The organism is Acidobacterium sp. S8 (assembly GCF_009765985.1).
Classification (GTDB): domain Bacteria; phylum Acidobacteriota; class Terriglobia; order Terriglobales; family Acidobacteriaceae; genus Alloacidobacterium.
In genome coordinates this window covers 21,316-47,899 of sequence record NZ_LMUM01000037.1, presented here as the reverse complement: position 1 = coordinate 47,899, position 26,584 = coordinate 21,316, and the positions used below count along the sequence as shown (strand labels likewise).

Below are 26,584 nucleotides of genomic sequence, written 5' to 3'. Positions count from 1 at the left end.
TTCCTCTCATTCCGACCCCGATGGCTGGTCCAATTTTACCGCTTCACACTCCAACCATCGAGAGAGTTCCGAGAGGCGAAATCGCCACATCTGGCGCACTCCTCGACCTACGGGATGCGCCGGCAGGTCGCCTCTCCGGGCCAGTTTGAGCACAGTCTTCCGTGACAGGGCCAGGAAAGCCGCGGCACGTTCAGGAGCGACAAACGGTTCGTGCGTCGTGGGCGTATTCAGGAGTTCCATCTCTCACCTCATCTGGACATTTGCAACGCGAACAACACTGCTTCCTTGGCTTTCAAGAGTTCGATCATTCCTCATGTCTACCCTCGAACGGCGTAGGCTTAAAAAGCTTCGGTCGACTGAGCTGGGTATCCCTGGCCCGGTTCTCCTCGGCGAGGCGATCCAATCTCGCCATTTCTTCTTCTCTTCGGATTTGCCATTCGGGTTTGTTATTTTGCCCGGTACCCTGATTCGCTACGGACGCTGCGGCGGGCTGTGGATGCTTTTCTGCGGTCGGCGCAGGGAGGTTCTTGGTCTTCGTTCTAGTCCGATTAGGTTTACCCGTTAGCCGATTCGCCATCGCCACAAACTGCCGGTATGTCCCTTGGTATCCCACCTCCCGCAATATCCGCCAAACCGCTTTCCAGGGCAGACCGACTTCAGAGATGGCGTTCAACTCAACAGCAAATCTCCTAAGTCCCCTGGCCTTGAGCGGAAGGAGATCCTTTCTTGCTCGGAGCCGTTCGACGAGTGCGCTCACCTCAGCCACCTCGTTATTTATTGACGAGTACATTTCAATAAGAGTTTGCCATTGGATTTTCATTCATGCAAGGCGGTCGTCCATTTATCTCTTTGACTACCCTCACTTTCCCTCACTTTGCAGCACTAGGCAGCATTTGATAGCACTTTCCCTCATCGTCAAGGGCGGTGAGGGCGAATGAGACTTTGTCTGCCAGAGTGCGGCTTTTATTGCGGTCGAAGACCGCGCTTTCTGAGGCTCAGAGAGCGGTGGAGGAACGCTTCGGTTCGAGCTGTCTTTCAGGGAAAGAGCGGTAGTGGAACATAAAGCGCAGACGCACTTTGAGGGTTTTGCTCTTCTATCCCATTTGTTTTGTGAAGGATATCCTGCCGCACATATGTACCTTTAGAGGGGCAATGTGCGTCACATTCAAATTGCATATTTTTCGGTGCGAAATTGCAGGCTTCAGCTCTGCTTGCGCCGGACCACCGAATCCTTCCGTTCGCGATGATCTGAGCGCATGCGCGCAATGGTGTTGGTGAGGCCTGTTCAAGACTCATCTGGAAATTGATATAGAAAGTGTTGGGCCCGCAGATTTACCTAGCATTTCTTCCGCGATGTGGAATAATTGCAAGGTATGATTCAGCGTGCAGCCAAAACCCGGCTCCTTCAGCTTTTAGGTCAGTTCCCCGCCGTTGCTTTGCTCGGGCCCAGGCAGGTCGGCAAAACAACGCTTGCCCTCAGTCTCACCAGCGAGGCTGACAATTCAGCGTTGTACCTCGACTTGGAACTCCCTTCAGATCGTGCCAAGCTTGCGGATCCAGAACTCTACCTTTCTGATTACGAAGATCGGCTCGTGATCCTGGACGAGATCCACCGTCTTCCAGGAATCTTTCAAACTCTGCGTAGCTTGATCGACCGGAGAAAGCGAAAGGGGAAACGCACCGGCCAGTTCCTTTTACTCGGATCGGCCTCTATTGATCTCTTGCAGCAATCTGCGGAGACGCTTGCGGGCAGAATCGCCTATATGGAGCTGACCCCATTCCTGGAAAGCGAAGTACTTGGTTTCTCCCCCAATGCCGGCCAAACTCTTTGGGTGCGTGGCGGCTTCCCAGACAGCTTCCTCGCGGAAACCGAAGTTCAGAGCTTCGAATGGCGCGCGGCCTTCATCCAGACCTATCTGGAACGGGACGTTCCCTCGTTAGGTCCACGCGTTCCAGCCGAGACGCTTCACCGCTTTTGGCAGATGCTCGGACACAATCAGGGCCAGATGCTGAACGCGGCGCAGCTTGCGGCGGGCTTGGGAATCAGCGGCCAAACGGTGGGCAGATATCTCGACATCATGGTTGACCTCCTGCTTGTGCGTCGTCTGCAGCCATGGGCTTCCAATGTCGGCAAGCGTCTTGTCCGCTCCCCAAAGGTTTATGTGCGGGATAGCGGACTTCTGCATACGCTGCTGGGGATACGCGATCAGGAGACCTTATTGGGGCATCCCGTGGTCGGATCGAGCTGGGAGGGAATGCTCATAGAGAACATCTTGAGTGCGGTACCGGCCAACACCCAGGCGTGGTTTTACCGCACCTCTGTCGGAGCCGAGATTGACCTGGTTTTGGAGACCGCGCCAAGTGAGCGATGGGCAATCGAGATGAAGCGTTCGCTCAGCGATCCGAAGCCCAGTAAAGGCTTTTATATTGGCTGCGCCGACGTCAAAGCCAACCATCAGATCGTCGTTTACCCAGGGCGGGAGAGTTACAAGCACGACGCAAAGACTGAGATCATGCCGCTGGACACATTACTCAAAAGATTGTCACGCTAGGCGAAAGGTAAACCGACCTGCTTTCTAAAGTGCTCCTCGTTTACGCCGCACGCAGTGAGGCGCAAAGCTCGAAGAACCAGGCTGGCATAGGGAAATCTAAGTCCCAGTAAATGCTCATAGGCCGGCTTCCTGAATGCGAAACGTATCGCAGAGGCCCAAGAAATAAGAATGGGTCACCCTTTCTAGGTCGGACGAACAATAAGAATCTAGCGCCATTCTCTCGCTGACGTGAGTACCTCTGGCCGGTAGGAGAGTTCTCGCCGGTGGTGCTCTGGGATTGCCAATGAAATCGGGTAGGACTTAGCGCAAAGTCCTCGTAGCGTGTTGAGGGGGAAAAAGTTTTCTCAGACTTGTCTAGCGTCACGAAGAAGATCTCCGTATTTGATGATTCAATCCAAAGGCGGCCGGTCTGAGTCTGACGCGCTCCAACAAGATTCGGTAAACCTAGTCCAACCAGGACCTCATCGCGCGTGTATTGCCGATGGAGGAAGAGAGGGCATTCATCCATCAACGGTCTTTCGTCAGTATGCAGCTTCACCAGATCCAACATTGCTTCGCAGAGTTCCTGTAACTCACCTCTTGCCAAGTTGTTTTGCTGAAGTCGCACCAATCCGGCGTCCCAATCAGTGTCCGTTTGTCGCGCTTCGCTCTGCAATAGGCGAAAGGTAAGCATTTGGACCATACGCTGTTCCAAAGGCGGCATCGGCTCAAGGCCAACCTGTCTTGCGCTCAATTGATATAGGTAAAATCGCAGCCGGCGGGTCGAATCGATGTGAAGCAAGAGTTGGAAACGCTTCGACAGGAGAACGTCGGCTTCCGTCAGCGGGTCTTCAAGGAATCGTCCTTCGTTGAGGAGCGCATACCAACCGCCGATAGAAGGCTTGTAAACGTCTGAAAGCTCATAGTGCGTTTCGGCAAGATATTCGATCAGTGTGGGCCGCCGCCCGAGGTGGCCGGCCAGGGCGTTTAGCTCCGTGACCATCCGAGCCCGACTCACCTGCAACTGTGCTTTCAAATTCTCCAAGACTACTTTTCTGGACTCTTTGTCGAGCCGGAAGTAACAGTTGCCGGGCAGCCGTGTGATCCCAGTCTCAATCTGCCGAATTACTTGCTGGCGCGTTCCGCCGAACAGAGCAAGGAATCTCTGATCAAATCGAAATTCTCGCCTCTGGTTTCCAATGAAATCAAGGACAAGGCAAGTCGTTTTACCTGTATCCAGACGAAGTCCGCGCCCTAACTGTTGGAGAAAGACGGTTGAGCTCTCAGTCGGTCTCAGAAAGAGGACGCAATCTGCCTCCGGGATGTCCACACCCTCATTAAAGAGATCAACGCTAAATAGAACGTTGACCTCTCGATTGCGTAATCGCATGGCGGCCTGCGCCCTCTCGTCATCAGGGGATTCACTGGTAATAGCCAAGGCAGGTATCCCTGCCTGGCGAAACGACTCAGCCATGAATTGGGCGTGGGCGATACTGACGCAGAACCCCAATCCTCGCGCAAGACGCCAGTCGCCATAGAACTCGCAAAACTCCCTTATGATTAGGTTCGCCCGCCGCGTATTGCCAACGTAGCGTTGTTCGAGTTCGCCGATGGCGTATGAACCGCGGCTCCAGGAAAGTCCGGTTAGGTCGGTGCCGTCGTGAACTCCGTAGTAGTCGAATGGCACCAGGTACTGGCGTTCAACTGCATGCCAGAGACGCATCTCGTCTGCGATTCGATTTCCGAACCACGGCAGGATGCTCTCTCCGTCCATGCGCTCTGGGGTAGCGGTCAATCCCAACAAAATGCGCGGCCGCAAAGAAGCGACGATCTCGCGATAGCTCTCCGCCGGCACGTGGTGTGCTTCGTCGAGCACGACGTATTCCCAATGTGTCTCGCCCTGAGTTTCAAGTAGACCTCGGCTACGAAAGCTCTGAATCGTCGCGAATAGATGCTCGTAACTACTCGGTTCTTCTCCACCGCCTAACAGATCTCCAAAAGACTCGTCGCGCAACACGTGACGGAATCGATCACGGGCCTGGCGCAGCAACTCTTCTCGGTGCGCTAGAAACAGCAACCTCGGTCTAGGTCCCGAGAAGGATTGGCGAGCATAGTCGAAGGCCGCGATCAGCGTCTTGCCCGTCCCTGTTGGGGCGACGACGAGATTGCGGAAATGCCCTTTATCGATCCGTTCTGTCTCAAGTTGATCGAGGGTGGCTTGTTGGTAGGGATGCGGCCGAAGATCAAAGAACACTGGTGGTCCGGAATCGCGGCCTCCTGGCCCGCGCTTCGCATATTCCAAAGACTGCTTCACCCGCCGGCAAAAATCTTCATCGTCTGGTCGGAACTGCTCGAATTCCTCATCACACCAGAGAGAGTCGAACGCTCCGCGGAAGCGTTCGACAATGTGAGGTGCTTCCACTTCGCTCAGCTTGACTGTCCATTCGATGCCGTCTTCAAGAGCGGGTCCAGACAAGTTGGCGGAACCAACATAGATGCTGCTGAAGCCATTGTCCCTCTGAAACAGCCATGATTTGGCATGGAGACGTCGCCGACGCCCATCCAGTGAGATTCGCAACTCGACATTCGGCAGCCGCGAAATTTCCTCGATAGCTCGGAAATCGGTGGCTCCAATATAGGTCGTCGTGAGGAGTCGAATTGGAACCTGGCGGGTCGCGAGTTCGTGAAATGCGCTTTTGAGTCGCTGCCACCCACGCCACTGGATGAAGCTGACCACCATAAATACGCGATCGGCGGTGGCCATTTCGCGTTCAAGTTCGAAGCCGAGACGAGGTTCATCCAACGCATTCATGAGCAGGCTAGTAACGCTAAGGGGCGTGGATGGCGGCTTTGGTGCATCAGCGCCGCGGTAGATAGCGCGAAGAACTTGGCCGGGTACATCGACAGGATCTAATTCGATCGAATCTGCCGGATCGCGCACGAAGTCCAAAAGAGAATTCGCTAGGTCGATCTGCCGACGATTACGGTCTTCCGCAGGTAATCCACGAAGGGCGGCCTTTATCTGTCGAATTAGGTGACGTGCGAGATAATCCGGGTGATCGTTCTCTTCGATCGCTTCAACCAACGATTTCAGACCAAGGGTGGCCTGCCGATCGAGAGACTCACGAACGCGGCGAGTGACGAGCTGGTCGTACAGGCCCTCGTTTAGGTCGCTCATTCTTGAAAGGAAGCTCCAAACATGCGTCCTCATCATAAATGAGTCGGCAAGAGAGCCGGTCATCGGGGCGCCTCTGCCTCTCTATCGTAAGATTGCCTCTTCTGTTGAAAGTTTCATTTCAATAGAATGAGAGACAAAAACGGTGAGATTGAATTGAGGTCGCTGTCCTTCGACTGCGCCGACGACTCGCACTGGGAAGAAGGATCGGTTAGCAACAAAGACAATCGTTAGAAACGTGAGCAGCGGTGGGCGGAACACCGGGCCGCGATGACTCTGCGCCTCCCAATCGACCTCCAGGAGGTGGTCACGGAAGAGGCGCGGGTAGCCGGCGATCTTTCGCGGGTGGTTCTTTTCGCGCTCCGTTTCTATGTGAACTATCAAAACGACCTCATCTCGACCGTCATTGACGGTTCCCAACTCGAGTCTTTACACACTGTGAGGTTAGCGGCCAGCCCCGACAGCCACAAGCAGACAATTGGATCCAGACATCGTGCAAGATCGGGCCCGCATGCACAAGAGGTGAAGAAGAATCACAGTGCAGCTAAATGCGGGTTGGATAGCACCGAACCTCGAACCTGCTAGGTCCGCCTTCAGACTATCGTTCCGACCGTTCGTTGTTAAATGACTAGGTCGGCGTATTGCGAAAAGCTGTCTGTAAGTCGCTTGCATAAATGCGGAGTTGCAATCGCCTCGAAGGGCGGGCAAGAAATGACTAGCTACTTGAAACTGAGGACAGATCGAAAAAAGGGCATGGTCAGGCTATCGAAATCTGTGGTATGCGTGATATTCGATGTTCTCTGTTAACGGTCTGAATGCGAGGTTATTTGGTTCGCGGATCTGTTGTCCCTCAAGTCGATAATATTCCTTACCGTTATCAAACTCCTGACGAATGCGTTTGCTGACAACTACCTTTCGGTCAGCGGGGTCTATGGTCAGGTAGCCACCGTCAAATAGCCGGTGCAGGTCGCTGCGCATCAGGATTCCATTTGAGAGCTCGTGCCGCTGGCAAATGGAGAATGGCATGATGTGCGCCGTATCGAGGACAGGCAGCGTGCGTTCGCCAGTGATTGCACAGCGCCGCTCATACGCCTCCGTCACCAAAACCCGGAAGGTACCCTGGCCTAGTCGTGGGTGGACGATTTGAGGTTTTCCATAACCATTCGATTCGATCGCCGAAAGTGTCGCGGTTGCGGTTTCGATTTTCGGCGGCGGGTGAACGGCAAGACGCTCGGATACCGCAGCCCACAATGCCTTGCCGGCACCGGATTCGGCATCGAAGCCTTGCCCCACTTGATTATTTCGACTGAATTCAGCGGGAGGGGAAATCCAAAGCTCCCTGGGCCAGAAGAATGGCTCAGCAAGCAGAATGCACCCTACATTCGGATCATCACTTGACGCGAAATCTACGTGCCGATATTTCCCTATCCGCATTCTCATTTCTTCAACAGAGACGACGCCGTTCGCCCTACCGAAGCTATCCCAGGCCAGGCTCAGTGCTAGATGAAGAAATCTGGTGAAAAAGCCACCACCGGCAATGAAATTGAGGGGAGAATGCAATTTGAAGAGCATCAATTCTCCCGGCTGGAGCGCCTTGAAATTAGCCGTAGGTGATGGTCGCCAGAAGTTTACCTCGTCAATCTGCACACTTGACGCGTGAAGGTTGAACCAATCTTGATCCGTAATGGCAACGAATATTCGCATACCCAATGCGCCTACTTTTGGCTGTGGACCTAATAGTAGCTGGACTAGTTAAACGGCATATAGCGCATCTCAGCGAGCTCTAAATCAGCACCCGCAGTACTCGGTTTTGGGAAGACTGCTTGTGAAGATTGAAGACCAAAGCTATGAGCCGAACTGAACTTGAGCTCTTATGTTGGATCGCACGCCTCACTCTACATTATTGCGCGGTCGCGCCTTTCTCCAGTGTTGAAGGGGGTCTAAAAGCCGAGATAATCGTCTTCAGCGTTTCCAGAGGGCCTGGATGATGTCGTTCCAAATAGCTCGTAATCTTTTCTTCATTGAACAGCCGGTCAAGATAGGCACAGCTTACCGTAAGCGTCAGAACGTCGGTGCCGTAGGTCTCTTCAATTGCCTTCAGATTCTGAATGAGACCATCTGTATCATCGCCGAGGAGTGCATCTGCAGCGTCAGCATTAGCAGTGTGTTGACGTGCAGTTGAAGTCTTCGCGAGGAGCGCCGGAGGACTGATGGCGAGCCTGGTCTTTGCAAACGCGACAGAATAGTCATTGCGGAGGACCATTAGCTCGACCGTCGCTATCTGTCCAATTGCTTTCATCTTTCGCAGTACCGGGAACAGGTCCAGGCTTAGCTTCCGATCCCGCAACATCTCGACTACCTCGGGGCAAATTCCTTCAAGCATCTGCACCCGCCTCCGAATCGCCGCCACGTCAACGTTTAGGGTGGCGGCGATACGCTCCTCTGCAACTCCGCTCTTTATAGCTTCCATGAGCATGAAGTGTTGGGCAACGGGTGGTATGTGGTTCACTCGTTTGTTGTACGTGTAGCTCTCATCATCCGTGGAGACGATGCAGTTAACCTCCTCACTCCCCAATATCTTGAGAGCCTCAAATCTGAGATGTCCATCCAAAAGCAGAAAGCCCTTTCCCTCCCGCGGATAGACGACCAGCGGCTCGATTAGGCCGATCTCGCGCACAGACGCCAGAATTTGTTTGAAAATGGAGGAACGGAGCGCTTCCGCAGTTGCGCTCCTCTGTGGGACGATCGAGCTCAGCGGCAGCGTCAGGATGTTGTTCTGAAAGGCAGAACGCAAATTCGCGGATGCGCGCTTCATTGTTGGATCCTTCCTGCAAGCTCCGCAGGCACAGACTGAACGCCTTCGGCCTTCAAAAGAGTGCGAAAATTCTCATCTGCAAATAGGATTCGAACGGCGGATGTGAGCAAAATCAGCCGATCTCTTGTGCGGTTCGCCTTCACCACTAAGGCGGTCTGCTCACGAATCTTTTGCTTATACTCCTGGACTAGAGCTTCGCCGGTCAGTTTGCGGCGCGTCGGCGCGGTCTTCCCTTGAAGCCTTTGTCTTTCTAACCTCTGGCTTATGACCCGGCGAGCGGCCGAGATGCGCGCCCCACGCAGATCGCCCTTCTCGTAAGCTTCCGACAATGCCCTGGAGATCTCATGATTGTTGCCAGTGGCGATTTCTACGGCAACGCTCAGCGGGATGCGACCGGCCTCTACGGAAGAGACAAGAAATTCTTCTCCTTTATCAATGAGATTGCAGATTCCATAAAGGTACGCCCGGTCCAGGCCAAGCTTACGAGCGATCTGCTCGCTTGAGTGCCCCCTCTCACGCAGAACCCTAACTTCGAACAAAATCGCATGGGTCGATGCCGGTCTTCTGGCTATATTTTCGACCAGGCTCATCAATTGACGATCTTGTTCTGGTGCTTCGATGATGATTGCTGGAATGAACATTTCACCAAGCTCGACAAAAGCCTCCATGCGCCCTTGTCCGCATACCAAATCGTAGCGTTTGCCGTCGGAATTTGAATGAGGTCTTCGCGCTACGGTGATAGGCCGCTTCAAACCTACGGTTGCGATGCTTTGAACGACCAATTGCCACTTGAGTCGATTCCGTGATCGTGGGTTCGTAATTCGGATTTCTGAGATGAGAATCGATTCAACTTGTTGCTCGTTCACGCTACGTCCTCCACTGGAACTCTTTTTGCGAGGTTCAAAAATAGATTGAGGGTGTCGAATCTATATAGGTCCAACAAGACTCCATTGTCAGCGGCAAGACTGAGCCGCTTCCAGAGGAGATCAATGCTTGGAAGCAGGTAGTAGTCCTTAACGGTCTGATTTCCTGGATTCAGCCGACCGGCAATGGTGATGTCCGGAACTAGCCCAGCATCAAACCGGAGTCGCCATCGTTGAGACTGCGCTTTCGTCTCCTGACACCTTGAAAGGATGAGAGACGCCGTGTATTCGTGATTGATGGTTAGCAAGTCGGAACGGTCGTCTACCTCTACGTGCGCCCCAGTAGCTCGCAAATCCGCAACGATGATTTTGACTAGATCTTGATGCCGCCGACGCAGCTCTCGATTTGCTTCAATAAAGCTGGAGTCTCGCCGGTCGCTCCAATCAATGAGCTCGTAAGCTCTATGGAGACCGCCGAACCGCGACACGTAAATTGAACTTGAAGGCATATCTTCTGCCTCATCGATAAGTAGCCCCGACAGCTTCCCGCATCGCTCTAACAGCACTCGCAACCGCGCGAGCAAGTCATCGTCTGTCAAATGCACATGTCGAGCATCGATGATCCGGCGGGCTTGCAAAAAGACATCCGTGGGAACGATTGCCTTGAATGCTTCGTTGCGAGAGATCCACATTTCAGGTGGGTTTACCAGCCGCTTCATCTTCAACTTGTATGAACGACGGTTGTACACATTGGCGCCGACATACTTAGGATTCGTGAGAATTTGATGAATCGTCGCCCTCGTCCAAGGTTTCTCCATGTCAGACAGTACATCCTTGCTGTTGAGGTAGAAGGCTAAGTTCTTTTCTGATTGCCCGTTTTCCACAAAACGAGAGAACAGGTCCCGCACAACAAGAATTTCTGCTTCAGGACCAGGCACCAGAACAACACGGTCCGTCTGTAGGCTTTTCCGCTCTCCTCGCGCTAGTAATCCCTTTTCTTTGCCGTCACGATCAATGAGCTGGCGTCGGAGACCGTAACCAGCCGGGCCGCCTTGCCTGAATCCAAGCTCAATGAGGCGGCATTGCCCCGCAAAGACTTTGACAGACAGCTCCCGGCTATATTCCCCCGCCATGGTTCGTTTGAGCGTCTTCATCAGCGCAGACGCCATGCTCCCATCGTTTGCGAACTGCTCGCCGCAATAGTGAACGCGGATACCTGCTCGCTTCAAAACATATTCGTGATACGCGCTTTCGTCGGCGTCCTGGAACCGTCCCCAGCGGCTCACGTCGTAAACCAGGAGGTCCGTGAAGCTTGTGCGCCCTTGCTCAACATCCTTCAGAAGCTGACTTAGCCCATCCCGGCCCGCGAGGTTGAGCCCGCTTCGCCCGTGGTCGTCGTATGTGGCGACGATGTCCATATTGTGAGCGATGGCATATTTCGTGATGGTGTCAGACTGGTTTTGCGGAGAATACTGCTGATGTTCCGTTGACATTCGGACATACTGAGCCGCACGGGTGGTGGGCGGAGTCGAATTGACGATAGAGGGCGGCATCAAGTGAGGCGAAAAGTGTTCAACCTCTCCGACCCTACGCTTGGTTCATGAACATCAGCTACCGAATCCTGTCTGCGCGAGACAAACAATGGGAATAAGAGAGATCGGTATCAAAAATTGACAGACCATTCGTTTGTGCGGAGCTCTTACCCTCCGCTCCGGTGTCCGTCAAGGCTCTCCGCTGCGACCGCTAGCGCGGCGCTTCACGGCCTTGACCGCCATCTCCGCTCCGGGTGGTGGCCGGATATGAGAAGCTTGCGCTTCTCTATTCTCAAGAGAATCGACCGTCGATTAATTGACGCGAAGCCGCGGCAAGCAGAGCCAACTCCTCGATCGGTCCCAACAAGGACGATGCCGGTGATCGCGCAGACCCCGCCCAGCCACGAACCGCGCCCCATGGTTATGGTTGCGCATTCACGAAGGTGACGATCTCTCCGTAGGCGCTTGTGAATTTGGCCTTTAATTCATCGCGTTCGCGGACACGCAGGCGCTTGGTCCGCTTTCCGCTTTTGAACTCAAACGGATGGCTGTCCGGTATGCTATTACGTCGATCGTTTCCAGCGCGAAGCGAAGCCGACATCGTAGGGAATGCTCTTGAGAACGCCGTGTCTTTGTCGAGCAGGCGGCCGAATGGGTGCAGCTTGCCCTTCGGATCGAGCATGGTCATCGCACCAGGCAGCCCCTTGCTCTGAAGATAGGCCTGAAGCGCCCTGAACACCGCATCGTTGAAGGAGTTTTGTGAGGACAACCAGCCCGAGCTATCAGGCAGGAACTTGTTCTCGGCCGTAAGCAAGACCTGCAGCGCGTGCTGATAATTGCTGGCAAGGAGTCCCCGCCATCCTTTCCAGTACGGGATGCCGTAGCGAATCCGGAGTACATCGCCGACTTGATCGAAGCGCGGTTGCTTCGGTCCCTCAATCAGGCCGAGGCCATGGAATACGTTTCTCACCTCCGGTTCCAGTTCAGCGACTTGAACGCCGAGTTCTTCGACAGTGATGGAGCGGTCGACCATCTGGCCTGCCAGAACCATTCCCGGAAGCGCAGCCTTCACCAGCTCGGAGGCTATGCCGCCGGCCTTGAAATCTCCGCTGACGAAGTGAGGAACGATGAGTGACTGGATGTATGGGGTTTGAGCCCGCAGACGCTTAATGGTCATGCCGTTCGTATAGACCCCGACGTTGCGGCAACTCACGAAAAACGTCAGCAGCGCACGGCGCATCGAGAACGATAGGGGCCGTCGTCTTGCCTGCAGCTGGGCCCTCTGAAGCAGACCGGCGAGCGTCTGGGCGGAGCCCATGCGGGCTGCGATCATCCACAATTCGGCCTCAACGTAGTCGTAAAGAACTCCGGACCCGAGCATGCTCCAGACCAGCCGCTCGACCGGCCGGGACTTCGAATAGTTTTGCAAGTATGCGGCGAAGGCATCGATATGCTCAGGATGCCGAGGGAGCAGATCGATCGTCCTCCGGAGCACACTGGGGGAAGCACCTGCCCGGTAAAGAACATAGCGCAGCCGGCTCTTGTCCACGACACGCGGCGGCCGACCCTTGATGGCGTCGCGCAGGATGCTCACGGCCGATGCATCGTCGAGTTCGCCTTCGTCCACATCGCGACCTGTCGATTCCGCGATGCTGGGCAGCGTACCGAGAGCTTCGGCAATGGTTCTCGCATGCGAGACTTTGAACTTGGAGCCTTGCGGTATCAGACTCCAACGCCGACATTCTATTTCCAGCACGATTGCTGCTCGTCGCGCCTCTTCCTCGCTTTTCGCAAGGACGCGAATGTCATCCACATACCGGATGTAGGGGATGCCAGTGCGCTTCATGGCCTCGTCGAGCGGCAGGAGAAACACCTCCGCCAGGAAATCCGACGCCATCGGCCCTTGGGGTATGCCGTGGTCCACCGGAATGCCTCCCTGTTCGGACGTCCATACGCACAGCCACTCGCGAATGAGCGACCAAAGCTCGTTCCCTCCACCGGAAGGCGCTACGATCGTCTGGAGAGCGCGGTGTGAGATCGTCTCGTAGAAAGCCGCCAGATCGAAGTGTGCGATCCACTGATTGCCGGCCGCCAGGTGGCGCGCGAGTCGGACTTGGAACTGGTGATAGGTAGATCGCCAATCCTGAAGAAAGAAGATCGAGTTCGGATCCTTGCTCAGGCAGTTGCTGAAAACCGACTGTCCCTGCACATCGCGCCTCCGTTCGAAGGTCTGCTTTGCGACCTGGTTCGCGATAGCCTGCAGGACGATTTGATCCTCGAGCGTCAGGAGCGTGAGGGGACGAAGCAGGCCGGAGGGCTTCGGCATGTAAATGCGGATCGGACGGGTGGCCTTCCATCCACCCCTGAGCTTTTCGTGTAGCAGAAGCAGGTTCGCCCGGCGCCCCGGCTCGTAGGCCTGATAGATGTGTCGGAACATGCGCTTATGCTGGTGATTTTTCGCAGTGAGGATCCGGGACAGAGCAAGGTCGAGGTTGCGCAGCGAGATTAGCGATGTTTTCGTAATCATTCGGGTTCAATCACCGGGAAGCTCGATTGTATCGTCGCTTCCAACAGACCGCCTGAATTCCCGCCGTGTTGGAGCGGGTGCACCATGAACAGCATGAGGTGACACTGGTCGGTCTGGTCTTCGGGGCCGAACCGGTTGAACACCGCCCGGGCGCAGCCCGGCCACTGCTTTCGCACTGCTTCCGGGTCACATGCTATCCGAGGGTCTTTATAGTCGGCCAGACGTCGCAGCTCATCGATCATGGCGAAGCCGATGTTAACTGAACCCGCGAAGCCGGCGGCTACATGCCGCCCGATTGGGTGGACCTTCTGTAGGCAATCGACTTCGCTACCATCGCCAAGCGTAATCCGCCCGTCGGAGATCCCGAAGCTGTAACCGAACATTGTGGGTGCGCCAGGTCATGCAGAAACGATAGAACGCCGGTGCTTCTCCCACCAAACGCCGGCTCACACATAAGAGGCGAAATGATGGTCCGCAGGCATTCAGACTAGCTGGTTCACATAGGTTTTGACCCTATGTAAATGCCGTCTTCGATGCGAGCCTGGAATGTTGAGACAATCGCGATAATTCTGGCAAGACGCAATGACAGATGAACCCAGATCAGGGTTCCGGCTGTCGATCCGGAAACCGAATTACGTCGATTTTCTTGGCATATGCGATAGTCAGGCCGACCATCGTCCTCCCTTCCTGGTGATCGATGTGCGGATACCATTCGGACAGCTTCTCTGTGATCCACGCCAGGAAGTAGATCGAAACGAAGTGGTGCATATCGAGGCACGCGAAACTGTGCTCGGTGAAGACCGGATAGAGACTTGGCCCGATACGATCCCCGTTCTGGATCACATGCATCAGTTCGGAAACGCGCGATTTCGAAAAGTGAGCCACCTCTGAAAGGTGCCCATACATCTCTCCGCCCCCGTGCCTGAAGAACATACGTATGTTTGGGGTCTTGCCCTCAAGTTTGTCTAGTGGCCGCTTGTCCAGTTCATTCAAGCGGGCGACGGATTCGAGTTGCTTCCGGATCAGCGTCACGGCCTCGACCAGGTCGCCGTTCAGGATCAGATCGGTGACGATGAAGTGAGTTCGGACGTAGGAGGTCACCAAGCCGATCTGATAGGAGATCCCCGGATCTACCTTCTCGATCGGTTGGGAGAGCTTATCCTGAAGTGAACCAACCAGCCCGTCGACCATTATCCGCAGGGTATTGTCGTCCTCACGCTCAGCATCGCGGAAGTCCTCGCGGCATTTTTCGCGTGCTGCCATGCCCTGACCCTGGAAGTTGCATGCAGCCGCGAGTAGCCTCTCTATCTGCTCTCTAGTGAAGTTCACAGCATCAGCCTTGACTAGTGGTCCTACGGGATTTTGTATCTCGGCCATTTCTCGAGGATACAAGGGCCCTGCGGTGAGCACGCTCAGCACCCAGCTCCGTCGTCGTGTTGCAAGGCCACCACGCGCCACGAAGATTAACCAGAATCGGGAGGCTACATACGGACGAGTACGGCGTCTCTCTCTAAACCCGCGCAAATTTCAGGTACGGTGGCCACTCTACAAGAGTATTTAGGAAGGTAGGCGCTCATTTGATAGCCTCTTGTGGCGGCAAGGCTACGCTCTTTTACGCTAGAATCATGTCGTCTATTGAAAGTTCCATTTCAATACCACAGAACGACCACTCGCGATGAGGTCTCGATCGGACCTTTATGTTTGCGGAGCAAGTCAACTTGGGCAGGAAGTCAGACGCGTTGGCAATACGGAAGACAAGTCGAAACGTGAACCGCGAGGGACAGCGCTGGACGGAAGACCGCGCTGGCATGACCCTGCGCCTACCCATTGATCTCCGGGAGGCGGTCACCGAGGAGGCGCGCGTGGCAGGCGATCTTTCGAGGGTAGTTCTTTTTGCCCTTCGTAACGTCGAACGGAAGGACGTAACGATCACGCAGACTCGCAAGGCTGGACTCCCGCTATCCAAACCTCAGCTTTTGCATGTTGGAGTCGAAGCTCGAACCGTGATCCGAGCCTGGGCGGAAGAGGAGGGTGTGAGCGTGAATGCGATTATGGTGAGCGTTCTGGAGGAGTTTTTCAAGCGGCTGAGGAAGAGCAAAGCACTCCGCGAGGAGCTGCGTCTAGAACTCAGGGCACGACGCGGTTTCTTGCCGAGCTGAGGATTCATGCACCAAAACGCGATACGTTTTGCGATACGTCGGTTTAGGCGTCATGTCAGCTTACAAGGACTTAGGGAGCCACCGGGGTCTTGTAAGTTATTGAAAAGCCTAATGTTGGGACTATGGCATGGAAGAGGTCATCGGTTCGATCCCGATCAGGTCCACCAAACAACTCAACAACTTAGGCTACCACTTCCGGGAACTGGGCCACTTTCGTGGGAACAGTATGGGAACATCACAGTTCTGCGCCCTCGATGGTAGCAATCCTCGGTTTCCTACCCAGTAGAACATCGACGGCCCTGCGCTGCGCGACACGCTTCTGCTCCATGCCCGCCTGCGCGTAGACCTCCATCGTCGTGCTGATTTTGGAGTGGCGCATCAGTTCCTGAACCACCTTCACATCGTTGCCAGTTGAAGCCAGCAATGAGCTGTATGTGCGCCGGAACGTATGCCAGCCAATCCGTTTCGTGATGCCCACCCGTCGAGCGATGGGCTGCAGGATTTTGGTCCGAGGGCTGTCAGGCCAAAGCGGAGTTTTGCCGAAGTGATGATCGCTGGCGAAGACCCAGTCGCTAGCTTCCGGGTAGCCTGAGACCTGCCGCCATCCCTGCAGTCCTTCCAAGACAATCTCATCGAGCGGTACGGGCTGCTCGGAGATTTCCGTCTTGCAGGGACCGACGGCGCCGTCCGAATAGGAGCGAAGGACATCGGCCATGTGCGTGGTGAAGTTAATGTCTTCCCACTTCAGACCGAGTACCTCGCCGATCCGCAGACCCGTGGTCGCACAGATCGTGCCTAACAGACGTTCGCGTTGCGGCAGAGCTTCCAGTAGAGAACGGAACTCCTCCGCCGTAAGCACGTCCGGGCGCCGCAGACGCTTTGAGCTGACCCGCACCATCGTTACCGGGTTCTTATCGAGCCATCCCCAGCGCATGCCATGACGAAAGATCATGCTCAACACGTTGCGTACTTTCGCCCGGCTTGCGGGTGCAAGCACGAGCGACTTCAGCCACTCCTCAACCTCGATCGTCGTGACGCGGCTCGGAAGATAGTCTCCCCAGCGCGGCACGATGTGGTTGTCGAGATTGCTGATGTAGCCCATCTTCGTCGACCTTCTTTTGCCTTCGTGATGATCCATCGGCAGTTCCTTCAATCGGTAGTGCTCGATGAGCTTACGAAGGGTTGGTGGCGGTCCTGCGTGCTCGACCGCCTGACGGTTAATACTGAGGCGAAACGTCTCCGCCGCCCTGAACGCATCTGCCTGGTTCCGTAGTTCCTTTACCGTTCCCAGGATTTGCTTTCGCAGCTGGCGGCTGCCTTGCTGGTTGGTTTCACGCCAGCGATAGACCCATACATCGGGGCCGTTTCTACGCGACTCCATATATAGGCTTCCGAACTGATAACGAGGCCTTTTCATAGAAACTTCCTTTCTGATGAAAGGCCCTGGTCGCTACCTGATGTTACCTCTGTACGCATCCAGAGATCGAGTTCGGAAATACGAAAACGCCATGCGTGTTTCCTGCGTTTGCCGGGGATTCCGTGCGCCGGCAGCTTACCCAGGCGGGCAAGCCCCAACAGGGTCTTTCGTGGCATATCAAGAAAGAGCGCTGCACGCTCAGCGTTGACGAACGGCTCTGGTTTGAGCGGAGAAGAGAAAATTGAGTTTGACATAGTTGACCTCACGGACGAAGCCTTCAGGCGGTACGTCCCAGTGCGCAAAATTCAGCGGCTCCAGGATGATGAAGGCCCGCGAGACGGAAGATAGGAACATTTTTTGACTGGAGGCTATGCTTTTTAGGGGTGGGGTATACAGATTCCGTATACCCCACTCGCTCTGCTATAAGTTGTTTATTCCCCTTCTCTTATCTGTCAGAGTGAATCATTCTTTATGCATCTGGCTGGAAGTCTTCCTTATTGCGAAACAGGTGAATGACTGGCCCGTTTCGTTCGGAAGCCTGCAAGCGAAGATCGATCTCCTGTGTGCTGCGTGTTCTCTCAGGCACCGCGAGAGAAAAGCAGCCCGCGCCCGTCGGCGCTTGGTGTTCTGCTTCGGCTACCACCCCAGCAAGTCAAGTGCGGACCTGCCGGGGACCCTATCATTGCGCGGCCTTGCGGTTTCGGCTTTCGAACAATCTTTGTGCAACAAACGCAAAAAAGATTTCCGAACCTTCCGAAAAAGCACGCCTGCGGCACTAGGGAGCGGTCCTCTCGCGCGCGCTTGCGGGAGGTGTCCTGAGAGATCACTCCGGGATCACAAAGGAGATCAAGCCATGCAGGCCATCCAGAACAATCAGACCAGTCAACTCATCAACACCATCGCGCAGGGAGATTGCATCGAGATCATGCGCCAGATGCCAGCGAATAGCGTGGACTTCATTCTGACCGACCCTCCATACCTGGTGAACTACCGCGACCGCGATGGACGCACCATTCAGAACGATGCGAACGCCGACTGGCTCAAGCCCGCAATGAAGGAAGCATATCGCGTACTCAAGCAGGATCGAGTCGCTGTGATTTTTTACGGCTGGAGCAAAGTCGATGCCTTCTTCGCAGCATGGAAAGACGCGGGTTTTCAGCCTGTCGGACACATCGTGTTTCGCAAAAGCTACAGCTCGAAGAGCAGGTTCCTTCGCTATCAGCATGAGCAGGCATTCCTGCTGGCAAAGGGCAGACCACCATTGCCGAAGCAGCCGCTCATGGATGTGATCGAGATGCCATACAGCGGCAACAAGCTGCATCCAACCCAGAAGCCTGTTGCAGTGCTGGCGCAGTTGATTCGCAGCTTCACGTTGCCGGGTGAGCTGGTGCTCGATTCCTTCGCTGGCAGCGGGTCAACCTGCGCGGCTGCGTTGCTGATCAACAGAAAGTATCTCGGCATTGAGTTGGATGCTGAGTACCACCTGGCAGCGAGTCAGCGGCTAGGGCGCGTGAAAGAGAGGATCGCAAGGCGGTCCTCTCCTTCCTTCCCGACTGAGTGCATTTTGCCCGCACCGCGCCGCGCGTAAAGGCGAACCCAATCCTGAGTCGTTGTTCCCGCCGCCTTGACTCGCGCCACGGTGCGGTTTTTCTTTGCTGGCCATGTCGGGAAGGAATGGCTTGGCATCTCCTCCACCTCCGTCCGATGTCGCATACACCCGGCCTTTTCAGCCGTTCAAGCGCGACGTTCGAGGGTATGCAGAATCTGCATACCCCACCCCCTAAAAAGCATTAGACGGCCCAGCGGCCCAATCCTATATTCGCTCCACATCCTTGCAGCCGGGAGTATCCACTCGCCGGAAAAGCAGATGGAGGGAGCCTATGCAGAACACACTTCCAACCAAACCACCTGGCCTCCGGCGATGGCACACCCATGCCCGGAGACTAGCCATTCCATCCCTGATGTTCCTCGCGGCTCTGCCGGTCTATGCCCAGTCCGGCAGCGATCCGTGGGACAACGCGGTGAACGTGCTCAAGACCGCGTTCACCGGCACCATCGCCACCGGCCTGTCGCTGGTCGCCATCGTCGTGGGCGGACTCATGTTCGCCTACGGCGAGGGCCAGTCGAAGAAGATGCTCGCCGGCATTGTCTTCGGCATCGGCATGGCGGTCGGGGCGGTGAACTTCATGGCCTGGCTTTTCCCGTCGTAGCCCTTCGCCGGCAGGCCCAACAACAACCCATAACTCGAAGGTGGAAAGGAGAAGCGCATGGCAGAGGGCGGCTCACGACAGAACAAAGTTTATAAAGCGATGAACCGCCCGCTGACCGTGCTTGGCGCGGAGCGAAGGCTGTTCTTCGTCGCGCTGATCACCGGAGGCTCCGTCTTCTCACTCCTTCACTCGCTGGTCGGCGGCATCTTGCTCTTTGTCGTGAGCGTCATTATTGCCCGCATTGCCACGAAGCATGACGTGGAAATTCTGCGCGTGCTCTTCAACTCCGGCAAGTTCAGCCGCCGCTACGACCCCATGAAAACCGATGACACAGAGATACGCATTGCGAGGCTCGATGGTCAGAGTTGACGACATCACGAAGGACTGGAAAGAGGCTGGCTCATTTCCCGCACAGATCAACCTGTTTGGGTTCTGGGACTCGCGCTCGTTCCTCACTAAATCCGGCGACCTCGGCACCGTGCTGAAGATTGGAGGCATCGACTACGAGAGCCTCGACCATGCCGGACGCGACTATGCGGTCAAGCGTCTCGAAGCCGCCCTGCGCTCGCTTGATGACAGGTGCCGCCTTTATCAGATCCTCTTCAAGCACAACCGACCCGCGATACCCCACGCCGAGTATGAGAATCCACTCGTGCGCGCGGCGGTAGAACAGCGCAGCGCCTTCCTGCAATCGAAAGCCGACCGGCTCTACAGCATAGAAATCTTCTGGGTCGTCATGATCGATGGCAGCTACCAGAAGACTGGCCTACTGCACGCGCTCGCGCAACTACCGAAGCAACCCGGCGCGTCGCTGCGCGACTTGCGCGGCCTCTTCTCCGGCAATAAGGAACGCACGCTGATTTACGAACAGATCGAGCGCGACCGCCTGCGGTTGCAGCAGAAAGTACAGAGTTTGAGTGGGCAGCTAAACGACCTCATGACGGTCACGCTGCCAGGGGCGGAGGAGACGTTTCGCATACTGCGCAGTCTCGTCAACTTCCGCCCCTCCAAGAATCAGAATGCGCGTCTATACAGCGCGCAGTGCATCGACCGGCAGTTATGCGACTCGGAGCTGTAGGCGCATCGCGGCTACCTGCGCGTGGAGGACGATTACCTTCGCGTCCTCACACTGAAAGAGCTTCCCTCCGAGACGCGGCCCCTGCTGCTGCAGGGCCTCTTCGATGTTCCCGCGAACTTCCACGTCGTCACCGAGTGGCATCCGGTCGATAACGCCAAGGCCCGGAAAGAGATCGCCTCGCGCCGCCGTCATCACCACAACTCGAAGACCAGTTTCGTCTCGAACCTTCAGGACCGCCAGAACACCGGCCCGAAGGATGAGCTGGTCGATGACTCGAAAGAAGCAGCGGTCGCCGAGCTAGGCTCGGCCCTGACTGCGCTCGGCATGGAGGGCAAGAACTTCGGCGAGTTCACGCTGTCGGTCGTCATCTACGACGAAGACCGCGTGAAGGTGGAGCATACGGTCGCGGAGTTTCAGAAGCTGTTCACGCAGCATGACGGTCTCTTGTATGAGGAACGCTACAACCTGCTCAATGCGTTCTTTGCGACTGTCCCAGGCAATCGGCAGTTCAATCTTCGCAAGCAGTGGGCACTCAACTCGAACTACGCGGACCTGTCGTTCCTGTTCACCATCGACGCAGGCTCGAAGTGGAACCCGCAACTGGACAAGGAATACCTCGCCGTCCTCGAATCGACGCACGGGACGCCATACTACCTGAATCTACACTGGGGCGATGTGCCCAATGCCTTCATCCTCGGCGCTATCGGCAGTGGCAAATCCTTCACCACAAATTTCCTCATCCAGTCGGCACAGAAATATAACCCGCTGACCTTCGTCTTCGACCTCGGCGCGAGCTACCAGATGCTGACGCAGTCCTTCGGTGGGAGCTATCTCAACGTCGGGCTGAAAGACCCCGGCTTCAGCATCAATCCATTTTCACTGGCGCCGACACACGAGAACCAGAACTTCCTTTATCTCTTCCTTCGTGTGCTGATCGAGGCGGGCGGACGCTATGACCTGACGCCGGAGGACGAGAAGGCCCTGTTCGCCGGCATCGAGCGCGTGTACAAGCTTCCGCGTGAGATCAGGACGCTGACCAACTTTGCGTCGATCCTCGGTCCGCTCGGCGAACGCCTGCATCGCTGGCTGCAGTCCGGGCAGTTCGGCTATCTCTTCGACAACGTCGAGGACACGCTGACCTTCTCCCGCTTCCAGACCTTCAACTTCGACGGGTGGGATAAGTATCCCGATGTACTGGAGCCGATGCTGTTTTATCTGCTACAGCGCGCAGCCTCGGAGATCGAAAAGCGCGAGAACATCGCCACCTTCAAGCTCTTCGTCATCGACGAGGCATGGATTTTCTTCAAACGCCAGATCATTCACGACTGGGTGATGAGAGCCGAGAAGACGTGGCGGAAGCTGAACGGCGCCATGATCCTGACCACGCAATCGATGATCGAGCTGGTCTCGAACAACCTGCTGCAACTGGTCAACGAGTCCTGCCCCAGCCGTATCTTCCTCGCCAATCCGGGCATCGACCGCAAGCTGTACGCCGAAGCCTTCCAATTGAACGACACAGACCTCGAGCTGTTGGAATCGCTGGTGCCCAAGCGTGACCTGCTCTTCAAACAGCCGCAGTATGCGAAGAAGCTCCGGCTCTCGGTCGATCCGCTGAGCTACTGGATGGCGACGAACACGCCCCGCGACAACATCCTCAAGCAGCAATACTTCGCCCGCTTCGGGCCGGAGCAGGGACTCCTGCGTCTGGTCCAGGACTACCCCAACCCCACACAACCCACAGAACCGAATGAGGTGAATCGATGAACCGCGCTCCCATCTTCCCGCTGGTGCTCGGCCTGGTTGCGACCGTTGCTCACGGCCAGCAATCGGCCCGCATCGTCCACTACCACCAGAACGACATCGTGAGCGTGCGCGCGAAGATGCGCTACACCACGCTCATTCAACTCCCCGTCACCGAGAAGATCCTTCAGGTCGCTACAGGCGACAAGGACTTCTGGATCATCGACGCTGTCGGCAACTATTGCTTCCTGCACCCGGCAAAGGAAGGCATCCACTCGAACCTCAACCTGATCACCGACAAGGGCACGGTGTACTCGTTCACGCTGGACGATGACGAGTCCACCGAGCCGGATCTGAAGGTGGTCATCGAGCCGAGTGACCCCTCGTCCATTGCCGCGGCGAACGGCGCAGACAAGCTGCTGCCGGCATCCGAAGTCGCCGTTGCGCAGCAGCAGGCGCAGCTTGCGCAGCACCGGGCTACGCAGGCACTCGAAGAGTACCGCGCCAATTACCCCACGCAGGCGCTGAAGTTCGATTACGCCTACAAAAACGCTGCGCCCTTCAGTGTGTCGGCGATCTACCACGATGACAAGTTCACCTACATCAAGTCCTCGGCTGCTGAGAAGTTTTCTGTCTACGAGGTGAAGGACGGAAAACCCGACCTCATTACCTATCAGCTCACCGATGGCACCTACGTCATCCCGCAGGTGGTGGACAAGGGATACCTCGAAATCGGCAAGCACAAGCTCACCTTCGAGCGGAAAGGCCAGTAGGTGCGCCGATGGCAGAGGAAAAAGCAAACATCACGACAGCACAGGAACAGGAGACGGCAGCAGCACCTCCAGCCGTCGTTGACAAGCGCAGGCTGCCGGAAGGCGTCGTTCCAAAGCAGGCGCAGGGTTATGTCGTCGCGGGCCTCGCCGTCCTGATTCTGATGGCGGTGATGTTCTCGAAGAACCACCCGAAGCCCTCGGCCACCGGCACAACGCCATCGTCCGCCGCTCTGTCCACGGATGTGAATCAGCAGAAGATTCACGAACTGGAGCAGGACCTCAGCGCCGCCCAGCGGCAGAGCCAGCAACAGCAGGCCCAGGCGCAGAAAGACAATACTACTGGCCCTGTTACCAGCAACAATCCATCCGCACAGCCAAATGGCATGGCTCCTGCTACGCAGTCGCCACCCTCCACTGAGCCGCCGCGTGATCCCATTGCGGACGCGGAAAAGGCGCTGGCCTTCAAAGCGCGCTTCGCGTCGAACCTTGTTTCCGGCGATGACACGATTCCTGGCGCGGCCTCATCTGCTCCCGCTGCTGTCAGAGGCACTCCATCAACGAATAACTCTCCCGCTTCATCCATCGTGCCTGCTTCGCAGCACTCTGATGCCAATGAAAAGCACCCGCCAGAGGTGAACGTCAACTCCGCTCACGGTCAGCCTTATGTGCTCTTCGAGGGAACCACCATCGACACCTCTCTGGTGACTCGCCTCGATGGGGAGTTTATCGGATCGGTCAAGATCATGGTGACCAACCCCGTCTACAGCCGGGACCGCCAGCATGTGCTGATTCCCGAAGGCACGTTCATTCTTGGCAATGCGCAGAAGGTCTCTGGGTTCGGCCAGAAGCGCCTCGCTGTCGCCTTCCACCGCATGATCATGCCTGACGGTTACAACGTCGATCTCGACCAGTTCCACGGTCTCGATCAGGCCGGTGAGACGGGCCTGAAAGACAAGGTCAACAACCACTACATCCAAATCTTCGGTGCATCGATCGCGCTCGGCATCATCGCCGGCGCAGCCGAAGCAACGACCGACTCCGGCTACGAGGAGAACGGTTCCAGTATGTACCGGCAGGGTATGGCCGAGAGCCTCGCTACCTCCAGCGCCAACGTTCTCGACAAGTTCATCAACATTCCACCCACCATCACCATCCGCGAAGGCCACCGCATCAAGATTTATCTCACGCAGGACATGCTGCTGCCCGCGTATGAGAACCACGACATGCCGGGGGTGATGTGACGCGCGTGGCAATGCTCGCGCTTCTCGGCCTGCTCGTGGTCGGCTGCGCCTCCCCCTCGCCTCCGAAGAAACCCTCTCCCTATCGCTACATTACCAATGCGCCGTTGCTTGCGCTCGGCGCTCACAGAAAGGACTTGTCATGAAGATCAGCAGACTCGCTTATTTCGCTCTTCCACCCGTTCTCGCGCTCGCGCCTGTGGCACACGCGCAATTCGGATCAGGCATCGTCTACGACCCCACACAAAGCGCCCATGCAATCCAGCAGATCGAGCAGGGGTCGCAGAGCCTCCAAACCGCAGAGCAGATTTACACCTCCACCTACAAAACGATGACCCAGGTCATTGCCGCCTACAACCTCGCCTACCAGATGTCGAAGATGCCGCAGAACCTCGCCGTACGTTATAAGTCAGATTTCTCCATGTGGACCAATCTCTCTTCCATGTCAGCGCCCAACACTTATGGCAACACGTCCGCGTGGATCAACGCGCTCGATCTTGGCAATCCCACTCGCGTCACGTCGGCATATAGCGCCGCTGTCATTCCGTTGCAGAGCTATCCCGGCAGCGGCCTCTCCAGCCAGGACGCTACAACCCAGGCTGTCATTAAGAACCAATATGCGTCCTCCGAACTCGGCCAGGCGACACTGACCAATTCGCTGTCCACGTTAGGAACGATTCGTTCTGATTCGCAGACCTTCCAGCAGAAGCTGGCCAATCTCGAATCCGACACCTACTCGAACGATCCCTCGCAGCAGACCTCGAACGCCCTGCTCGGCAAGATCAATTCCGCCACCATGTTGCAGATTCACTCGCAGCAGGACACCAACCAGATCCTCGCCGCACAGGCCGCGCAACAGGCCCTCGATGAGAAAGAACAACTGGACGAACGCAATCGGCTTATGAACCAGTCGATCTACTTCCAGCAGAACTTCCCCACGCTGATGCAGAACATGACCTCCGGCGTGAGCGATTCCATCCACTCCGTCTCCCTCTCAACCACAGGACACTGAGCCATGCAGCCAAACCCTTTTACCGCTCTGAACCAGGCAATCACCCAACTGATCACGTCGAACAGCGCCACGCTGCAGGCTACGGGACTGGATATTTTCCGTGGCTTGGCCGTGATCCTGATTGCCTGGTTCGGCATCAAATCCGCGCTGTCCGCCGCGCAGGGGCATGGCGGCGGATTCCATTTCGCCAAGTTCGCCGACCTGATCCTGATGATCTCCTTCGGCCTCGGCATGCTGACGTATTATTCGTCGCCGATCCCAGGTATCGGCTACAGCTTCAGCGATCTTGTGACAAAGGAAGCCCAGAACATCTCCAACCAGATCGAGTCGGACCAGACCCAGCAGATCGTCAACACCGTCCTCGATGCGGAAAAGCAGCTCGGCACCCCGCCGGGCAAGTACAGCATCCTCGAAGACCTGACCTACCTTCTGATCGCTGTGATTCTCGCCGCGATGGAGGCTGTGGCCTTTGCCGTTATCGCATACGGCCTTGTCGCTTCGGCAGTCTGCGTGCTCATCGGACCGATGTTCATTCCCTGGTTCATTGTGCCGAAGATGGACTGGCTCTTCTGGGGCTGGTTCAAGGCATTCATCGGCTTCAGCTTCTATCAAGTTATCGCCTCGGCCTTCATCTACGTCTTCGCCAAGGTGCTCACGTCGATGTTTCAGGTCATCGGCAGCATCAGCATCTCGAATGCGCTGACCGTGCTGCCCGCCCTCTTTATCACGCTCATGGTCTGCATCTACGGCCTGATCAAGATACCGGAGCTGACCGGCGCGATTCTCAGTGGCCGCGCCGGAACCTGGGTCAACCCGATGGGGAGTTAACGCCATGACAAAGACATCTTTTTCTACCACCGAAGCGGGGCACAGGTTTCTCGAACTCTATGCCGAGCCTGTCGTGACCAACACCTACCTGAAGATCGCGCTGCTCGTGCTCTCCCTCGTCACGCTCGCGTTGCTTGCGTTCCTCTGGAGAGCCGAGACCGCTGCCTCCCGGCTGAAGCCGCTTGTCATCGCGGTCTACGACATCGGGCGCGGGCAGGTGATGAACTATGACGACTTCTCGAAAATCCCTGTCGAGCGCGTCAGCAAATACTATCTCGCCCGCTGGTGCGAGCTTTACTACGGACGCAATCACGCCACGCTGCAACGCGACTTCTCGCAGTCGTTGAGTTTTCTCTCCGATCCGTTGCAGTCGACAACGCTGGCAAAGGTGAACCAGCAGAAGACCCTCGAAAACTTCCTGCTCGATCCCGGCCAGCCCAATGTGGACATCGAGATCAAGGCTGTGGTGCTCGAAGACGCGCGCCAGCTTCCCTATCGCGCGCATGTGGAGTTTGAGAAAGTCTTCCGTTCCCCCGGCGACCAGCAGGAACAGCGGCGGGAACGCTGGACGGCGAACGTCATCTACAGCTTCCGCGACCAAGTGCCCAACCAGATGCTGCTCACCAATCCTCTTGGCCTCGTCATCAGCTACGTTCACGAAGATCAGGCGTTCGGGAGTTAAGCGC

Annotated in this window: 23 protein-coding genes; 12 read left to right on the top strand and 11 right to left on the bottom strand. The window is 56.2% G+C overall.

Annotation, left to right across the window (positions count from 1 at the left end; genetic code table 11):
* Positions 1-6: 6 nt before the first annotated feature.
* Complete coding sequence (locus GSQ86_RS24015) at positions 7-240, bottom strand: helix-turn-helix domain-containing protein (RefSeq protein ID WP_158751773.1); 234 nt, start codon at positions 238-240, stop codon at positions 7-9.
* A 1,133-nt stretch (positions 241-1,373) separates the two neighbouring features.
* On the opposite strand from GSQ86_RS24015, the gene GSQ86_RS18995 reads away from it, so the two are divergent.
* Positions 1,374-2,552: an ATP-binding protein gene (locus GSQ86_RS18995; RefSeq protein ID WP_158751772.1), complete on the top strand. Its 1,179-nt coding sequence runs from the start codon at positions 1,374-1,376 to the stop codon at positions 2,550-2,552.
* A gap of 40 nt (positions 2,553-2,592) precedes the next feature.
* Here the strand turns inward: GSQ86_RS18995 and GSQ86_RS18990 are convergent, their stop codons facing one another.
* From GSQ86_RS18990 to GSQ86_RS18955, 8 genes are all read right to left on the bottom strand, one after another.
* On the bottom strand, positions 2,593-5,709 hold the full coding sequence (locus GSQ86_RS18990) for a DUF3427 domain-containing protein (protein ID WP_158751771.1): 3,117 nt from the start codon (positions 5,707-5,709) through the stop codon (positions 2,593-2,595).
* Positions 5,710-6,468: 759 nt separating this feature from the next.
* On the bottom strand, positions 6,469-7,410 hold the full coding sequence (locus GSQ86_RS18985; protein ID WP_158751770.1) for an HNH endonuclease: 942 nt from the start codon (positions 7,408-7,410) through the stop codon (positions 6,469-6,471).
* Positions 7,411-7,606: 196 nt separating this feature from the next.
* Positions 7,607-8,521 carry a plasmid partitioning protein RepB C-terminal domain-containing protein gene (locus tag GSQ86_RS18980; protein WP_158751769.1) on the bottom strand — a complete coding sequence of 305 codons (915 nt, stop codon included), beginning with the start codon at positions 8,519-8,521 and terminating at the stop codon, positions 7,607-7,609.
* Positions 8,518-9,387 (bottom strand): ParB/RepB/Spo0J family partition protein, encoded by an 870-nt coding sequence (locus tag GSQ86_RS18975; RefSeq protein WP_158751768.1) that lies wholly within the window; start codon positions 9,385-9,387, stop codon positions 8,518-8,520. The genes GSQ86_RS18980 and GSQ86_RS18975 overlap by 4 nt, the downstream gene beginning before the upstream one ends.
* Positions 9,384-10,937 carry a recombinase family protein gene (locus GSQ86_RS18970; RefSeq protein WP_216841260.1) on the bottom strand — a complete coding sequence of 518 codons (1,554 nt, stop codon included), beginning with the start codon at positions 10,935-10,937 and terminating at the stop codon, positions 9,384-9,386. The genes GSQ86_RS18975 and GSQ86_RS18970 overlap by 4 nt, the downstream gene beginning before the upstream one ends.
* A gap of 400 nt (positions 10,938-11,337) precedes the next feature.
* Positions 11,338-13,353, bottom strand: a complete 2,016-nt coding sequence (locus tag GSQ86_RS18965) for an RNA-directed DNA polymerase (RefSeq protein WP_158751766.1) — start codon at positions 13,351-13,353, stop codon at positions 11,338-11,340.
* An 86-nt stretch (positions 13,354-13,439) separates the two neighbouring features.
* On the bottom strand, positions 13,440-13,826 hold the full coding sequence (locus GSQ86_RS18960) for a hypothetical protein (protein WP_158751765.1): 387 nt from the start codon (positions 13,824-13,826) through the stop codon (positions 13,440-13,442).
* A gap of 217 nt (positions 13,827-14,043) precedes the next feature.
* On the bottom strand, positions 14,044-14,706 hold the full coding sequence (locus tag GSQ86_RS18955; protein WP_158751764.1) for a hypothetical protein: 663 nt from the start codon (positions 14,704-14,706) through the stop codon (positions 14,044-14,046).
* Between the two features lie 503 nt (positions 14,707-15,209).
* Between GSQ86_RS18955 and GSQ86_RS18950 the strand changes: the two genes are divergently transcribed.
* Complete coding sequence (locus tag GSQ86_RS18950) at positions 15,210-15,602, top strand: hypothetical protein (protein WP_216841211.1); 393 nt, start codon at positions 15,210-15,212, stop codon at positions 15,600-15,602.
* Between the two features lie 235 nt (positions 15,603-15,837).
* Here the strand turns inward: GSQ86_RS18950 and GSQ86_RS18945 are convergent, their stop codons facing one another.
* Together GSQ86_RS18945 and GSQ86_RS18940 are read right to left on the bottom strand one after the other, a co-directional pair.
* On the bottom strand, positions 15,838-17,019 hold the full coding sequence (locus GSQ86_RS18945; RefSeq protein WP_158751762.1) for a site-specific integrase: 1,182 nt from the start codon (positions 17,017-17,019) through the stop codon (positions 15,838-15,840).
* The gene (locus GSQ86_RS18940; RefSeq protein ID WP_158751761.1) at positions 17,016-17,273 is read right to left on the bottom strand and encodes a helix-turn-helix domain-containing protein; all 258 of its coding nucleotides are present in this window, start codon (positions 17,271-17,273) and stop codon (positions 17,016-17,018) included. Before GSQ86_RS18940 ends, GSQ86_RS18945 begins: the two co-directional genes overlap by 4 nt.
* A 599-nt stretch (positions 17,274-17,872) precedes the next feature.
* Here GSQ86_RS18940 and GSQ86_RS18935 point away from each other — a divergent pair.
* The 10 genes from GSQ86_RS18935 (at position 17,873) to GSQ86_RS18890 (ending at position 26,580) form a co-directional block, all read left to right on the top strand.
* Positions 17,873-18,607, top strand: a complete 735-nt coding sequence (locus GSQ86_RS18935; protein ID WP_158751760.1) for a DNA methyltransferase — start codon at positions 17,873-17,875, stop codon at positions 18,605-18,607.
* A gap of 292 nt (positions 18,608-18,899) precedes the next feature.
* Positions 18,900-19,229: a TrbC/VirB2 family protein gene (locus tag GSQ86_RS18930; RefSeq protein ID WP_158751759.1), complete on the top strand. Its 330-nt coding sequence runs from the start codon at positions 18,900-18,902 to the stop codon at positions 19,227-19,229.
* A 57-nt stretch (positions 19,230-19,286) separates the two neighbouring features.
* Positions 19,287-19,598 carry a VirB3 family type IV secretion system protein gene (locus GSQ86_RS18925; RefSeq protein ID WP_158751758.1) on the top strand — a complete coding sequence of 104 codons (312 nt, stop codon included), beginning with the start codon at positions 19,287-19,289 and terminating at the stop codon, positions 19,596-19,598.
* Positions 19,555-20,307: a hypothetical protein gene (locus tag GSQ86_RS18920; protein WP_158751757.1), complete on the top strand. Its 753-nt coding sequence runs from the start codon at positions 19,555-19,557 to the stop codon at positions 20,305-20,307. Before GSQ86_RS18925 ends, GSQ86_RS18920 begins: the two co-directional genes overlap by 44 nt.
* Before the next feature lie 21 nt (positions 20,308-20,328).
* Positions 20,329-22,071 carry a VirB4 family type IV secretion system protein gene (locus GSQ86_RS18915; protein ID WP_158751756.1) on the top strand — a complete coding sequence of 581 codons (1,743 nt, stop codon included), beginning with the start codon at positions 20,329-20,331 and terminating at the stop codon, positions 22,069-22,071.
* On the top strand, positions 22,068-22,820 hold the full coding sequence (locus tag GSQ86_RS18910) for a TrbG/VirB9 family P-type conjugative transfer protein (protein WP_158751755.1): 753 nt from the start codon (positions 22,068-22,070) through the stop codon (positions 22,818-22,820). Before GSQ86_RS18915 ends, GSQ86_RS18910 begins: the two co-directional genes overlap by 4 nt.
* 8 nt (positions 22,821-22,828) lie before the next feature.
* Positions 22,829-24,061, top strand: coding sequence for a TrbI/VirB10 family protein (locus GSQ86_RS18905; protein WP_158751754.1), 1,233 nt, complete (start codon positions 22,829-22,831; stop codon positions 24,059-24,061).
* 139 nt (positions 24,062-24,200) lie between these two features.
* A complete protein-coding gene (locus GSQ86_RS18900; RefSeq protein WP_158751753.1) occupies positions 24,201-25,070 on the top strand; it encodes a hypothetical protein in 870 nt (289 codons plus the stop codon).
* A gap of 3 nt (positions 25,071-25,073) precedes the next feature.
* Positions 25,074-25,898: a type IV secretion system protein gene (locus GSQ86_RS18895; RefSeq protein WP_158751752.1), complete on the top strand. Its 825-nt coding sequence runs from the start codon at positions 25,074-25,076 to the stop codon at positions 25,896-25,898.
* Positions 25,899-25,902: 4 nt separating this feature from the next.
* The gene (locus tag GSQ86_RS18890; protein ID WP_158751751.1) at positions 25,903-26,580 is read left to right on the top strand and encodes a VirB8/TrbF family protein; all 678 of its coding nucleotides are present in this window, start codon (positions 25,903-25,905) and stop codon (positions 26,578-26,580) included.
* The last annotated feature ends 4 nt before the right edge of the window (positions 26,581-26,584 follow it).